At 66.1% G+C, this 14265-nt stretch carries 11 protein-coding genes; 5 read left to right on the top strand and 6 right to left on the bottom strand.

Going from position 1 to position 14265, the window contains the following annotated elements; translation table 11 throughout:
• Positions 1-149: 149 nt before the first annotated feature.
• Complete coding sequence (locus AB6M95_RS17800) at positions 150-1265, top strand: efflux RND transporter periplasmic adaptor subunit (protein WP_371388093.1); 1116 nt, start codon at positions 150-152, stop codon at positions 1263-1265.
• A complete protein-coding gene (locus tag AB6M95_RS17805; RefSeq protein WP_371388094.1) occupies positions 1265-4525 on the top strand; it encodes an efflux RND transporter permease subunit in 3261 nt (1086 codons plus the stop codon). Before AB6M95_RS17800 ends, AB6M95_RS17805 begins: the two co-directional genes overlap by 1 nt.
• Before the next feature lie 645 nt (positions 4526-5170).
• Here the strand turns inward: AB6M95_RS17805 and AB6M95_RS17810 are convergent.
• On the bottom strand, positions 5171-6565 hold the full coding sequence (locus tag AB6M95_RS17810) for a peptidase U32 family protein (RefSeq protein WP_371388095.1): 1395 nt from the start codon (positions 6563-6565) through the stop codon (positions 5171-5173).
• A 51-nt stretch (positions 6566-6616) separates the two neighbouring features.
• Complete coding sequence (locus AB6M95_RS17815) at positions 6617-7477, bottom strand: PHP domain-containing protein (RefSeq protein ID WP_371388096.1); 861 nt, start codon at positions 7475-7477, stop codon at positions 6617-6619.
• Positions 7478-7609: 132 nt separating this feature from the next.
• Between AB6M95_RS17815 and AB6M95_RS17820 the strand changes: the two genes are divergently transcribed.
• The 3 genes from AB6M95_RS17820 to AB6M95_RS17830 all read left to right on the top strand — a co-directional run bounded on the left by AB6M95_RS17820 (position 7610) and on the right by AB6M95_RS17830 (position 8802).
• Positions 7610-7798 carry a Trm112 family protein gene (locus tag AB6M95_RS17820; protein WP_371388097.1) on the top strand — a complete coding sequence of 63 codons (189 nt, stop codon included), beginning with the start codon at positions 7610-7612 and terminating at the stop codon, positions 7796-7798.
• 211 nt (positions 7799-8009) lie between these two features.
• Positions 8010-8423 carry an Hsp20/alpha crystallin family protein gene (locus AB6M95_RS17825; RefSeq protein ID WP_371388098.1) on the top strand — a complete coding sequence of 138 codons (414 nt, stop codon included), beginning with the start codon at positions 8010-8012 and terminating at the stop codon, positions 8421-8423.
• Positions 8424-8433: 10 nt separating this feature from the next.
• Complete coding sequence (locus tag AB6M95_RS17830) at positions 8434-8802, top strand: Hsp20/alpha crystallin family protein (protein ID WP_371388099.1); 369 nt, start codon at positions 8434-8436, stop codon at positions 8800-8802.
• Positions 8803-8887: 85 nt separating this feature from the next.
• On the opposite strand, the gene AB6M95_RS17835 is transcribed toward AB6M95_RS17830, so the two are convergent.
• The 4 genes from AB6M95_RS17835 to AB6M95_RS17850 all read right to left on the bottom strand — a co-directional run.
• On the bottom strand, positions 8888-9568 hold the full coding sequence (locus tag AB6M95_RS17835; RefSeq protein ID WP_371388100.1) for a response regulator: 681 nt from the start codon (positions 9566-9568) through the stop codon (positions 8888-8890).
• 1 nt (position 9569) lies between these two features.
• Complete coding sequence (locus tag AB6M95_RS17840) at positions 9570-12431, bottom strand: sensor histidine kinase (RefSeq protein ID WP_371388101.1); 2862 nt, start codon at positions 12429-12431, stop codon at positions 9570-9572.
• A gap of 109 nt (positions 12432-12540) precedes the next feature.
• Complete coding sequence (locus AB6M95_RS17845) at positions 12541-14025, bottom strand: alpha/beta hydrolase family protein (protein ID WP_371388102.1); 1485 nt, start codon at positions 14023-14025, stop codon at positions 12541-12543.
• Positions 14026-14041: 16 nt separating this feature from the next.
• On the bottom strand, positions 14042-14265 hold a 224-nt coding region (locus tag AB6M95_RS17850; protein WP_371388103.1), incomplete at its 5' end, for an ExbD/TolR family protein.

Consider the following 14265-nt stretch of genomic DNA (forward strand, 5'->3'; position numbering starts at 1 on the left):
GGGGTCCGGGGGAAGGGGGAAAGGAAAGCCCTTTCCAAAGGGTTTCCTTTCCCCCTTCCCCCGGCCGCCGGAGGCTCCCGCAAATACATCTTCACCGTGGCGGGTGTGCGGAGTTGTGTGGTAGAGATTTGGTTATGCGAAAAATAATCTTGAACATATTGTCAATCGTCATGCTCGCGGCGGTCCTGGCCGCCTGCGGGCAGGAGCCTCCGGCGGCCGTGAAGAAGGGGCCGGGGTACGAACCCGCGTCCACGGCCGTGGCCGAGCGCGCGGTGTTGCCGCGCCTGTTCGACGCGGTGGGCACGGTCCAGGCCAAGACCGACATCCGGGTGGAGGCCCAGGTCACGGGCCGGGTGCTGGACGTGCTGGTCCGGCCCGGCGACCGGGTGGCCAAGGGCGACAAGCTGGTGGTCCTGGACAGCCGCGCCTCCAACACCCGGCTGGAACGCTCCCGCCAGGCCCTGGCCTCGGCCCGCAGCCAGACGGCCCAGGCGCGCGACGTGCTGGCCTCGGCCCAGGCCGCGTACACCAAGTCCGAATCCACCTACCGGCGCATGAGCCAGCTCTTTGAGCAGAAGGTGGTCACCGCCGAGGAAGTGGAGAAGGCCGAGGCCGCCTATCTGCAGGCCAAGGCCGCCTTGAGCCGCGCCCAGCAGGGCGTGTCCGGGGCCGAATCCCAGGCGCGCGAGGCGGATAAGGTGGTCCAGGAGGCCGAGATCGACCTGGGCTACACGACCATCACGGCCCAGGAGGCGGGCGAGGTGGCCAAGCGGCTGGTGGAGCCGGGCGACCTGGCCTTCCCCAATAAGGAGCTTTTGACTCTGCACACCAGCGGGGCCATGCACCTGGAGGCCATGGTCCGCGAGGCGCTCATCGGGCGCGTCCGGCTCGGCGACTCCCTGTCCGTGGTCATCACCGCCCTGAGCGACAAGACGCCGCTGACCGGCGTGGTCCAGGAGATCGAGCCCCTGGCCGATCCCGTGACCCGCTCCTTCCTGGTCAAGGTCCGGCTGCCCGACCGGCCCGGCTTGTATCCCGGCATGTTCGGCCGCCTGTTGATCCCGCTTGGCGAGCGCGATACCGTGCTGGTGCCCAAGGCGGCGGTCCGCCGCGTGGGCCAGCTCGAGACCGTCATGGTCCAGAGCGAGGGCGCGTGGCAGCCGGTCTACGTGCGCACAGGCCAGGCCGTGGACGGCAAGGTCGAGATCCTGTCCGGCCTGTCCGGCGGCGAGACCGTGGGCCTGTCCTCGGAGGGAGGCCTCTGATGCAGCCCGACACGTCCAGGGTCGAGGGACTGCTGCCGTCCTTTGTCCGCTATTTCCTGACCTCGCAGATGTCCATCATCCTGGCCCTGGCCTCACTCCTGGTCGGCGTGGCCGCCATCCTGGTCACCCCGCGCGAGGAGGAGCCGCAGATCGTGGTGCCCATGGCCGACGTCATGGTTCAGGTGCCGGGCGCGTCCGCCGAAGAGGTGGAGAAGCTCGTGACCACGCCGCTGGAGCGGCTGCTCTGGCAGATCGACGGGGTGGAGTACGTCTACTCCACGTCCAGCAAGGACCGGACCGCCGTGACCGTGCGCTTCTACGTGGGCGAGAACCGCGAGGACTCGCTCATCAAGCTGTACAACACGATCATGAAGAACCAGGACCTGGTGCCGTCCGTGGTCTCGGGCTGGGTGGTCAAGCCGGTGGAGATCGACGACGTGCCCATCGTCACCCTGACCCTGCACGCGGCCCACGGGTTTGAGGACCGGTACACCGATTTCGACCTGCGGCGCATGGCCGAGGAGCTCTTCCACCGGCTGGCCGAGGTCGAGGATATTTCCAGGGTGCGCCTGTACTCGGGCCGCTCGCGCGAGGTGCGCGTGGAGCTGCACCCGGACCGCATGGCCGGGTTCCACGTCTCGCCCCAGGAGATCGCAAAGGCCCTCAAGGGCGCGGACAGCTCCCTGGCCGCCGGGCATTTCATGGCCGACGACAAGGACACCCCGGTGGTCAGCGAGTCCTTCCTGCTGTCCGCTGACGACGCCGCCTCCCTGGTGGTCGGCGTGTTCGACGACAAGCCCGTCTACCTGCGCGACGTGGCCGACGTCATCGACGGACCGGCCGAGCCGACCAGCTATTCGCGCATCGGTTTCTCCGACCTGTACATGACCGAACACGGCAAGCAGCCCGAGAACGTCTCCAGGCCCGCCGTGACCATCGGCCTGTCCAAGAAAAAGGGCGTCAACGCCGTGGGCGTGGCCGACGCGGTCATCAAGCGCGCCCACGAGCTCGAACGCGACGTCCTGCCCGAGGGCGTGACCCTGACCGTGACCCGCGACTACGGCCAGACCGCCCACGCCAAGGTCAACGACCTGCTCTCGTCCCTGCTCTTCGCCATCATCACGGTCATCGCCCTGCTCGCCTTCACCCTGGGCTGGCGCGAGGCCCTGGTGGTCGCCCTGGCCGTGCCCATGAGCTTCTCGCTCGCCCTGTTCGTCAACCATCTCATGGGCTACACCATCAACCGGGTGACCCTGTTCGCGCTCATCCTCTCGCTGGGCCTGGTGGTGGACGACCCCATCACCAACGTGGACAACATCCAGCGGCACATCCGCATGGGGCTGCGCGACCCGCTCGAGGCCACCCTGGCCGCCGTCAAGGAGGTCCTGCCCCCGGTCATCCTGTCCACCCTGGCGATCATCGTCTCATTCGCCCCGCTCTTCTTCATCACCGGCATGATGGGCCCGTACATGGCCCCCATGGCCGCCAACGTGCCCCTGACCGTGTCCTTCTCCACCGTGGCCGCCCTGACCGTAGTCCCGTGGATGGCCTATCTGCTGCTGCGCAACCACAAGCCAAAGAAACCTCGGCCCGAGGAGGGCAAGCCCGAAAAGAAGGTCGGAACCCGGCTGCTGCGCTTCTACGGCGCGGCCATCACCCCGTTCCTGGACAAGGCCCGCAACCGCTGGCTGCTGCTCTTCACCATCCTGGCTGGGCTCGGCCTGTGCGCCGGGCTGGTGCTCATGCGCCTGGTGCCGCTCAAGATGCTGCCCTTCGACAACAAGAACGAATTCCAGATTCTCGTGGACATGCCCGAAGGGACCACCCTGGAGCGGACCGACCGCGCCGTGCGCGACTTCGAGGCGTACCTGCGCACCGTGCCCGAGGTGACCGACTTCGTGACCTACGCGGGCGCGCCCTCGCCCATGGACTTCAACGGCATGGTCCGCCACTACTACTGGCGCGAACAGCCCAACCTCGCGGACATCCGCGTCAACCTCAAGGACAAGTCCGAACGGGCCATGCAGTCCCACGCCATCGGCCTGCGGCTGCGCAACGACCTCCAGGCCATCGCGGATCGCAACTTTGTTCGTATGAAGCTCGTCGAAACCCCGCCCGGCCCGCCGGTCATCGCCACCCTGACCGCCGAGATATACGGCAGGCCCGGCATGGACTACCGCTCCCTCATCCAGGGGGCGCGCCACGTGGAATCGGTCATGTCCACCCTGCCCGGCCTGGTGGACCTGGACGACTCGTCCGAGACCGACCGGACCATGTACGACTTCGTCCTGGACAAGGAAAAGGCCGCCCTGCACGGCGTGACCACCGCCGACGTGGTCGATACCCTGCGCATGGCCCTGTCCGGCTCCGTCCCGGCCAACGTGCACCTGCCCAACGAGCGCCAGCCGCTGCCCGTGCGCCTGGTCCTGCCCGTCGGCCTGCGCACCGGCCCGGACAGCCTGGGCGAACTGCGCATGAAGACCGCCTCCGGGGCCATGGTCCCCCTGGCCGAACTCGGCTCCTTCCGCAAGGTCCCGGCCGAACAGCCCATCTACCACAAGAACCTCAGGCGCGTGGCCTACGTCTACGCCGAAACCGCGGGCATCCCGCCCGGCGAGGCCGTCATCGACCTCCAGTCCATGCTCAGGAAGGACCCCCTGCAACCCGGCCTGACCACCGAGTGGGCGGGCGAGGGCGAATGGAAGATCACCCTGGACGTGTTCCGCGACCTCGGCATCGCCTTTGCCGCCGCCCTGGTCGGCATCTTCATCCTGCTCGTGGGCCAGACCGGCTCGTTCGTCATGCCCACCCTGATCATGTCCGCCATCCCGCTGACCCTGCTCGGCATACTGCCCGGATTCTGGCTGCTCAACCTCGTGGCGGGCTCCACGGTCGGCGGGTTCGGCGACCCGGTCTTCTTCACCGCCACCTCCATGATCGGCATGATCGCGCTGGGCGGCATCGTCATCCGCAACTCGCTCGTGCTCATCGAGTTCATCCAGTCCGAGGTCAAGGACGGCGTGCCCCTCAAACAGGCCATCGTCCAGTCCGGCGCCGTGCGCATGCGCCCCATCGTGCTCACCGCCCTGACCACCGCCCTCGGCGCCTGGCCCATCACCCTGGACCCCATCTTCTCCGGCCTGGCCTGGGCGTTGATATTCGGCCTGGTGGCGTCGACGTTGTTCACGCTGGTCGTGGTCCCGAGCGGGTACTATGCGCTGTACGGCGGGAAGGAAAGCGGGGGCGAGGAGGCGGTGTAAGGGGAGGCCTCCGGCGGCCCCTTCGGGGAGACCAGGACGCTGTCCTGGACCTGCCAGGGAGCAAGGCCCCCTGGACCCCCATCGCCTCGCTGCGCTCGGAGACATGCGGTCGCGAAAGGCCGACAAGGAACGCCTTCCGCCGTGCCGGTTGGCGATTTCGGGCAGAAAAAACGGATGGAACGGCGTGCTTCTTCGCAACAGAAGCACGCCGTTTTTTCTGCCCGAAATCGCGGGGTGTTTTTTGGAGGAAAGGCAGAGCGCGAGAGATGGGGCCCCTTCATGTCTCTGTCAGAAAACGCCGCTAAACGACTCACTCGAGTTCCCCATTACGAGGGGGCGGCGTTGGCAACCGTCCCGAAGTGTTCGCGCCGGGCGGCCCTCCGAGGCCCGTGGACGTCCGGCGCGAACACTTCGGGACACGTCTTACCAAGCTACACCGGCCGCCCGATCAAACAGCCTGGCCGTCCGCCCTCGCGCACCCTTGCCGAAGGCACACAAAAAGTTTGGGAGGGTCCAGGGAACCTTTTTCCGAAAGGTTCCCTGGCGGGGTCTGGGGCAGCGCCCCAGCCGATCGCTGCTGTCCTCATCCGTAAGGCTCGTAGACTCGCCAACGGCTGGAGGCCCGGAGGCATTCCCCACGGCCGTCTAGTCGAGCTTGTCCATATCCCAGGGTTTTCTGATGAACATGCCGGTCTTGATTTCCGGGTGGTCGCAGAGGAACACGGCGCGTTGGCCGGGGTGGGAGGTGTCCACGCCTTCGCCCAGTTCGTTGACCAGGCCGTAATCTTCGGCGGAGATGTATGGCCGGATGAGGCCGGGCACGAGGATTTCCACGGGTTCGGCGGTGGTCCAGCGCGCCTTGGTCTGGACGAGCCAGCGTCCGGCGGCCAGGGGCGAGAGGATGCGGGCGAGCACGGGGCGCTTTTCGGCCGGGTCGGGCGGTTGGGCGATGGCGCCCCGGTTGGCCGGGTCGAAGAAGCCGGTGGTCAGCGGGCGGGAGGCGGCGTTGACCAGTTCGGACAGGTAGAGTTCGGGCTGGAACCGGCCGGTGGCGGCGTGGTTCAGGGCGGTCTTGTAGGCGTCCACGACCTGGGCGAGGTAGGCGGAGCTCTTGGTGCGGCCTTCGAGTTTGAGGGAGGCAACCTTCATGCGCCGGAACCATTCGAGGTAGTGGAGCAGGCAGAGGTCTTCGGCGGCGAAGAATTTGGTCCAGTTGTCGGTGTCCAGCGCGGCGGACAGGGCGCGGTCGGCCGGGGGCTGGGGGGCGGGCCCGTCGTTGTCCGGGGAGGAGAAGGCGAATTCCTCAGGCGCGTCGAAGGTGAAGTCCTCGGCAAAGGGGTTTTCGTATTCGCGCATTTCCCAGAGTTTTTCGCCGGGCCGGGTGCGTTCCTCGAAGGTCATGGACACGGGCCGGTATTCGTACCGGCAGGGGTGGGAGCACTGGCCGAGGTTGCCGGGCCGGTCGTTGAGCAGGGCGGACATGTAGCAGCGGCCGGACACGGCCATGCACATGGACCCGTGGACGAAGACCTCGAGCTCCATGGTCGGCATCTGTTTGCGGCAGGCGTCGAGCATCTCGCCGAGCTCGGCGGAACGCAGCTCGCGGGCCACGTTGACGCGCTTGGCCCCGTTCTCGCGCCAGAAGCGCACGGCCTCCACGTTGGAGGTGTTGGCCTGGGTGGAGATGTGTACCGGGATTTCGGGCAGTTCGCGGCGCAGCAGGCGGATGACGCCGGGGTCGGCGGCGATGATGGCGTCGGGCTTGAGTTCCCCCAGGGTGTCGATCTGCTCGCGCACGGCGGTCATGTGCGACTGGCGCGGGTAGACGTTGAGGGTGTAGTAGACCTTGACCCCGGCCTGGTGGGCGCGGGAGAGGGCCAGTTCCAGGGCTTGGCGGTCGAACCCGCCCGCGCCCGCGCGCAGGTTGAGGCCTTCGCCGCCGAGGTAGACGGCGTCCGCGCCGTAGAGGATGGCGGTCTCGAGTTTTTCCATGTCGCCCGCGGGGGCGAGCAGTTCCGGGATGAACGGGGTGTCGGGCATGGCCGCAGATTACATGATGGGGGTTCGTTTCGCCAGGAGAAAGCGGAGGCGCTAGACGGGCAGGCCCTTGGCCCGCCGGGCCGCCTTCATCTTGTCCAGCAGCTCGTTGGGGATGTCCAGGTTGCCCCGGCCCACGCCGAGCTTGATGTCCGGCTTGTTGGTCCCGTGGAAATCCGAGCCGCCGCTCTGGAGCAGGCCCAGGCGGTCGGCCATCTCGCCGAAGGCCTTGGTGTCGGCCTCGGAGTGCTCGGAGTAGAGGACCTCCATGCCGTCCAGGCCGAGGTCCATGAGGCGGCGGACGACCTTTTCGGTCTCCTTGTAATTCAGCCGCAGGGCGAACGGGTGGGCCAGGATGGAGGTGGCCCCGATGTCCTTGAGGATGGAGAGCGCCTTTTCGGGCGTGAGCTTGCGCTTGGGCACGTAGGCCCGGCCGTTGTCGCCGACCCAGACCTTGAAGGCCTCGTCCATGGACGAGACCACGCCGAGCGCCATGAGCTCCTGGGCGAAGTGCGGGCGGCCGACGGTCCCCGAGGCGCGGGCGGCCACGGCCTCGTAGGTGATGTTCACGCCCAGCGCGCGCAGCTTGGCCACGATTTCGTGGTTGCGGTTGGCGCGCCCCTCAATGACCCAGTCGAAGGCCTTCTGGAGTTCGTCCGCCTGCTTTGGCAGCCACAGGGCGACCACGTGGATCCAGCCCGCGCCTTCCGGGGATTCCAAGCTCAGTTCCGCGCCCGGAATGACCTCAATGCCGTATTTCTTCCCGGCCTCCAGGGCCTCGGGGATGCCCTGGAAGGTGTCGTGGTCGGTCACCGCGATGGCGTCGAGGCCGCTTTCCTTGGCCAGCTTGACCAGTTCCGTGGGCGTCAGGGTCCCGTCCGAAACCGTGGTGTGCGCGTGCAGGTCTATGCTCATGGGTATGCTGTCCCGTAAGATTGTAGGTTGTTCAGTCCGTAAAGGTACAGACTCCGCGCCGTGAGGTAAAGCGCGGCGGTTGCCAATCCCCGCGCCCGGGGCTATCCTGCTCCCACTGAAAAGGAGAACGCCATGACCCTGAAGAAAGAACTGCTCGATATCCTGGCCTGCCCGCAGTGCAAGGGCGAACTCACGCCCAAGCCCGCCGGCGACGGACTGGTCTGCCCCAAGTGCAAGGTGGTCTACCCGGTCAAGGACGACATCCCCATCATGCTCGTGGACCAGGCCATCCCGGAAAGCGACTGGACCGGCTCGAACTAGCCGACCGGTTTACCTGCAAAAAAAGCCGCCCTGCACTCATAGAGTGCAGGGCGGCTTTTTTTGCGCCCCTGAATCCCGCAGCATTTTCTCTTCATTCCGGGGCTCCCTAGCCGCGAGCAGGAGCCCTAAAAAAATTTTCCACAGGGCGTCTTGACGATCAAAAAAGCGTGCCTACTTTTGTTTTCGAACGAACGAAAAGGAGGTGCCGTTCATGGTTATCGATTTCAATACGCTTTACAATTTTCCGTCCCGGCTGGATCGTGTCTTTGAGGAAATCCTTCGATCGCCCATGGGCGACGACCGGCGTTTGGCCTACCCCCCGCTCAATCTGAGCAACGACGACGAGAACATTTACGTCCGCGCGGAAGTGCCCGGAGTGGCCATCGACGACGTGGAACTGACGTTGACCGACAAGACGCTGGTCATCAAGGGCGAGCGCACCGCCCCGGAAGGCAAATTCTATCGCCAGGAACGTCCGAGCGGTGTTTTTCACAGAGTTATCAACATCGGCGTGCCGGTGGACAGGGACAAGGTGACCGCGTCCATGAAGGACGGGGTGCTGACCGTGACCCTGCCCAAGTCCTCGGAAGTCAAGCCGCGCACCATCAGCATCGACGTTGCCTAAGGAGGGTGTCATGAGCGAGATCGCGAAGAAAGAGGAAGGCAAGGAACTGAGCCGCTTCCGTCCGGCCACGGACATCCTGGAGCGCGAGGACGGGTTCCACATCTTCATGGATATGCCCGGCGTGAGCAGGGGCGACATGACCATCGACCTGGAAGAGGACGAGCTGACCGTGACGGGCCGTTCGGGCCAGTGCCCGGTTCCGGGCGAGAAGTCCGTGGAATCGCAGTTCGGCGCGTGCGAATACGTGCGGGCCATCTCCATCTCCGACATCGTGGACCGGGAGCGCATCAAGGCCTCCCTGGAGAACGGTGTCCTGGAATTGTTCCTGCCCAAGGTGGAGAAGGTCCAGCCCAAGCGGATCACCATCGAAGCACAATAGTTTTGTCAGTCATTGCATACAAAGAGCCCCCGGCAACTTCGGTCGCCGGGGGCTCTTTGCTTGCAAACCGCGCTGCGGCAGGGCCCTAGATGGCCCAGGTCTCGATGTCGATGAGCCCCAGCCGGGCGGCGTAGCGGACGAGTTCCACGGAGCTTTTCAGCCCGAGTTTCTTCATCAGGTTGGTGCGGTGGTTCTCCACGGTCTTGGGGGAGATGAACAGCTGTTCGGCCACTCCCTTGGCGGTCAGCCCCTCGGCGAGCATGCGCATGACCTCCTGCTCGCGCGGGGTCAGGGTGGCGTAGGGGTCGTCGTTGCCGTCCTGGGAGTCGCTCTTGGTCTGGAGCAGCTTGAAGACCACCTCCTGGGACAGGGCGCTGTCCAGGAAGAGGTTGCCCCCGGCCACGGTGTTCAGCCCCTTGATGAGCTGCCCGGCGGCGGATTCCTTGATGATGTAGCCCGTGGCCCCGGCCCGGAAGGCCTCGACGATGTAGTCGGCCTCGGAGTGCATGGAGATGATCACGAACCGGGTCTGGGGCAGTTCGTCCTTGAGTTCGCGGATCATCTGGATGCCGCTCTTGTCGGGCATGGAGATGTCCACCAGGACGATGTCCGGCCTGTGGGTGCGGGCCAGGTTCACCCCGTCCTGGCCGGTGCCCGCTTCGGCGCAGACCGCGAAGTTCTCGTCCCGGCTGACGATGGTTTTGAGGCCCTCCCTGAAGAGGGGGTGGTCGTCGACGATCATGATGTCCAGGGTGTTCGCTCCCATACTAGCCGTGTCTCCTCGCGCTTTCGATCGGTACCTTGAAAAGTATGCGTGTGCCGGTACCGGTCAGGGTCTGGATCTCCATGGAACCGCCGATGAGGCGGGCCCTCTCCTCCATGCTCCGCAGGCCCATGCGCTTTTCCGCGTCGGCCTTGGCCAGGCTCTCCTGCATCGGAAATCCGCTGCCGTTGTCCTCGATGCGGATGAGGATGTCCGGGTGGCTTTTGACCATGCGGATGACCGCCTTGGTCGCCCCGGCATGGCGGCAGATGTTCCGGACGGCTTCCTGAACCATGCGGTAGAGGTTGATTTCCACGTCGAACTCCAGGGAAATATTCTCAATTCCAGTGGAAAAAAAGTCAACGTCAAAGCCGTAGCGGTTTCCCGAATCGTGGCACAGGTTGGTCAGGGCCTGGACCAATCCCAGCTGATCCAGGGCCGGAGGCCGCAGCCCGTAGGCGATTTCGCGGACCGAGGCGATGGTGTGGCGCAGGATGCCGGCCACGGCCTCGCCCCGCTCGGCCAGTTCCGGGTCCGCGTCCGGGAGGCCGTCGAACAGGGTCTCCATCTTGAGCATGATGGAGGAAAGGTCCTGGGCCACGTTGTCGTGCAGGTCGCGGGAGATGCGCTGGCGTTCGTCCTCCTGCACGCGGATGATCTGCTGGGTCAGGGCCTGGATGCGTTCCTGGGCCTTGCCCCGCTCCTCGGCCTCGGCCTTGAGCCGCACGTTGGCCTTGGACAGCTCGGCGGTCCGCTTGCGCACCCGGTTCTCCATCTGGGCGTGGGCGATGAGCAGTTCGGATTCCAGCGCCTTGTACCGGGTGATGTTGGTCAGGATGAGCATCTGCGCCTCCCGGCCGCCCCACATGATCGGCTTGACGCTCATGTTCACCCACTTGGTCCCCCCGCTCCGGGTCAGGATGCGGAAGGAGCCCAGGGACTCGTTCATCTCGCCGGAGTCGAGGCGGGCGAACTGCGGCGCGTGCTCGTCCTGGTCGCCGGGGTGGACCATGTCCACGAAATCGAGCCCTTCGAGCTCCCTGGCCGAGTAGCCGGTGATGCGCATCATGGACTCGTTGACGTAGCGGGCCATGCCGTTCTGCATGACGATGACGCCCTCCTGGGAGTTCTCGGCCAGCATGCGGTAGCGCTCCTCGGAGTCCATGAGGGCCTCTTCGGCCCGCCGCCGGGGGGTCACGTCCAGCAGGGAGACGATGACCCGGGACAGGGTGTCCTTGTATTCGTCCGGCACGAAGAAGTGGACCATGACCCAGATGGTGTCGCCGTTCAGGGTGCGGTTGGTGATCTCGCCGCAGTATTCCCGGCCGCCCGATGCCAGCAGGATCATCTCCTCGGCGAAGGCGGCCATGGAGGACTCGGTCAGGACCTTGTCCAGGTTGCCGAACAGGTCCTCCTTGCTCGTCGCGCCGAGCAGGGACAGGGTAGCCTTGTTCACGTCCACCACGGTGACCAGGGTAACGCATTTGGCCAGCGCCTCGGGGTTGTCGTAGAAGAACTTGCGGAAATCGGTGACGCCCTGCTCCTTGAGTTCGTCGAAGTAGAACTTGAGCTTAGTCAGGTCCTCCTCCCACAGGGAGATGGGGGAGTCCTCGAACAGGGTGCGGAAGCGGGCCTCGCTGGCCATGATGGCGGCCCCGGCCTCCAGGCGCAGGGTGACGTCCCGGGACACGCCCTGGAATCCTCTTGGACGGCCCTTGTCGTCGAGCAGCCGCTTGATCATGGTCTCGGCCCAGAAGATTCTCCCGTCCTTGTGGATGTGCTCCAGCTCCAGGCTGTTGATCAGGGTGTAGTCCCCCCCGGCCTCGGTCTCCCGGCGCCGGGCCAGGGCCTCCTCGAATTTGGCCATGGACGACCGGGTGATCATCTTTCTGAACGGGCGGCCCTGGAGCTCCTCCAGGGTGAAGCCGCTGATGTCCTTGATGGACGGGGTGGCGTAGACCAGACGGTAGTCGTCGTCCATGGTCCAGATGACGTCGGCGGTGTTCTCGGCCAGGAAACGGAACTTCTCCTCGCTGGCCCGCAGCCGCTCCTCGGCCTGCTTGCGCGCGGTGATGTCCGTGGCGATGCCCTCCACGGCCAGTGGGTCGCCGTTCTTGTCCCGGAGCAGGATCTGCCGCTGGCTGGCCCAGTGGATTTCGCCCGACTTGTGGATGAACTGGAACTCCAGCTCCTCGCGCACCTTGCCCACCAGCAGCTCCGCCATGACCTCGTCCAGGTAGCCGTGCCAATCGGGGTGCACGATCTTGCGCACGAGCATGGGGCACTCCTGGTATTCCCGGACGGTGTAGCCGGAAAACCGCTCCACCGAGGGGCTGAGGTAGTCGTAGAGCCCGGTGTGCAGGTTCAGGCGGAAGAAGATGTCGCTGGTGCAGTCGGAGATGAAGTTCAGGCTCTTTTCAGCCGAGCCCAGGGCCTCGCGCATGCGGATGAGGTCGGACAGGTCCTGCTTGATGGCGATGATGCAGGTGACTTCGCCGGAGGCGTCGGCAATGGGGTCGAACCACCCCTTGACCGTGTGCAGGTTGTTGTCCTTGGCCCGGATCACGTACTCTCCCTGCCACCGCTTGCCCTGGCTGACCGCGGGCAGCACGCTCTTCCAGTAGAGCTCCACGGTCTCCTCGGGCATGGCCAGTTCCTGGGGCAGGTCCAGGAGCTCTTCGAGGGAATACCCCCAGAGCTCGGTCCAGGCCCGGTTCCCCCAGAGGGGGAAGAGGGTCTTGTCATGGATGGAGATAGCCATGCCCGACGCCTCGACCAGCCGCCTGAACAGGGCGGGATCGCCGTCGATCAGCCGTTTGCAGGCTTCGGGATCAGGGCGTTCAAGCGGGTCGCGGTCGATCTTCACAGGGCGTCCGGCTGGTGAAAGTGACGGGCATGGTCCACTACGGTGATGCACCATAACGTATTTACTGGCCGAATGGAAGGCGTGCGCCCCGGCCGCGCGGTTCGCGGGGCTACTTGAGGCCGTTGATCCAGGACACGGCCAGGGAGGCGTGGTCGTCGGCCACCTGCTCCACCCAGGAGGAGCGTCCGCCTTCGGCCTGGAGCACTTCCCGGCTGGTCTTGGCCGGGGCGATCACGATGGTGAAGGCGCGCTTTTGCCTGTCGCGCAGGTTCTCGAGGGTGGCGATCAGGGGCCGCCACTTGGCCGTCTCCCGGCCGGTGACCAGCCAGAATACGGGCAGGTCCAGCCTGGCGAGTGCGGCGCGGTCCGGCACGGCGGCCGGGTCGAGCGCGTCGGTGAGCATGCAGACCAGGAAACGGGGGGAAGCCTGTCCGGCGGCCCGGATGGCTGCGGGCACGCCCGGCCCCGAGCCCCAGATTCCGCCCTTGTCCGCGCCGATGGACGGATGGGCCGCGAGGAAATCGAAGGCGGACAGGGTGTCCTCGGCCAGTTCGCCGGAGCCCGCCAGAGAGGGCGTCTCGAGCCCGCATCCGCGCGGGGTGAAGGTCAGGGCCGCCAGGCCGTGCATGGACAGGGTCCGGGTGAAGGCCTGGACCATGCCGGGGTCCGCGCACTCGGGGCCGTGGACGACCACCACGCCCGCGTGGCCCTCGTCGTAGGGCGGGCGGGAGAACCTGGCCTCGATCCGCCCGGTGGGGCCTTCAAAGGCGACCTCTTCCTCGCGCACGTGCACCTTGACCGGGTAGTGGGCGATGCGGTCGTCGTCCGTGACCAGGATGAACCGCTCGATGCGGTCGTCCTTGGCCAGGAAGGTGACCGAGCCCGTGACCGGCTCGTCCGCGTACACGGACGGGCCGATGGTGTAGACGTACTTGCCGAAGGCCTGCTTCAGGCGGCGCAGGGTCTTGTTCTTGGAGTCGTAGATCAGGAAGCGCCCGTACTTGGTGTTGCGGGCGTCGATGATGGATATGATCCGGTCGTCCTTGGCTCGGAACTGGCCGGCGAACTCCTTGGCGGAGTAGGAAAAATAGTCGCCCATCATGGCCCGGCCGAAGCGGGCTTCGGCCCCCCGGTGCACGGTGCCGTCCTTGCGCACGTAGATCTTCTTGGGCAGGCCGTCCTCGGCCAGGTCCTCTTCGGACGCGGGTTCGGACGCGTGGTCGGGCGCGGGCGGCAGGGTCTTGGACGGGCTGATCTCGATCACGTCGGGCTCGGGCGGCGGTGCGGGTTCCGCCTCGGGCGCGGGCTGCGGCGGGGCCTCGGGCGGGGGAGCGTCGTCCAGGACCACGGTCTTGTCCATGGGCAGGGGCGCGGGGGCCGGGAGCACGTCCGGGCACTCCTTCGCGGCCTCGGGTTCGGGCGCGGGCGGGGGGGCGGGCATGGGGATGATCGGCTGCGGCTCCGGGACCTGGGTCAGGTTCACCTCCATGAGTTTCTCGGGCGTCAGGGGCGGCAGGCTCACGGAATTGAGCAGCGCCACCGCCGCCACGGCGTGGAAGAGAATGGAGAGTGCCCAACTCAGTGCCCGCTGCATGCCGCCCCGCTTCCCCTTACTTCCTGTTCCGGTCGCGCGGCTCTTCGGCCACGATGCCGAGCTTGTCGATGCCCGCGGCCTTGATCTCGCCCATGACCTGGACCACGGTGCCATACGGGACCTCCTTGTCCGCGCGCAGGAAGAGCTGCTTCTTCTGCCCGGCCACCAGCCGTTTCAGGTGGTCCTCCAATTCGTCCATGGACACCTGGTACTCGTCCAGGAATATCCTGCCGTCCTTGC

It is taken from the genome of Pseudodesulfovibrio karagichevae (genome assembly GCF_041414475.1).
GTDB classification, from domain to species: Bacteria; Desulfobacterota; Desulfovibrionia; order Desulfovibrionales; family Desulfovibrionaceae; genus Pseudodesulfovibrio; species Pseudodesulfovibrio karagichevae.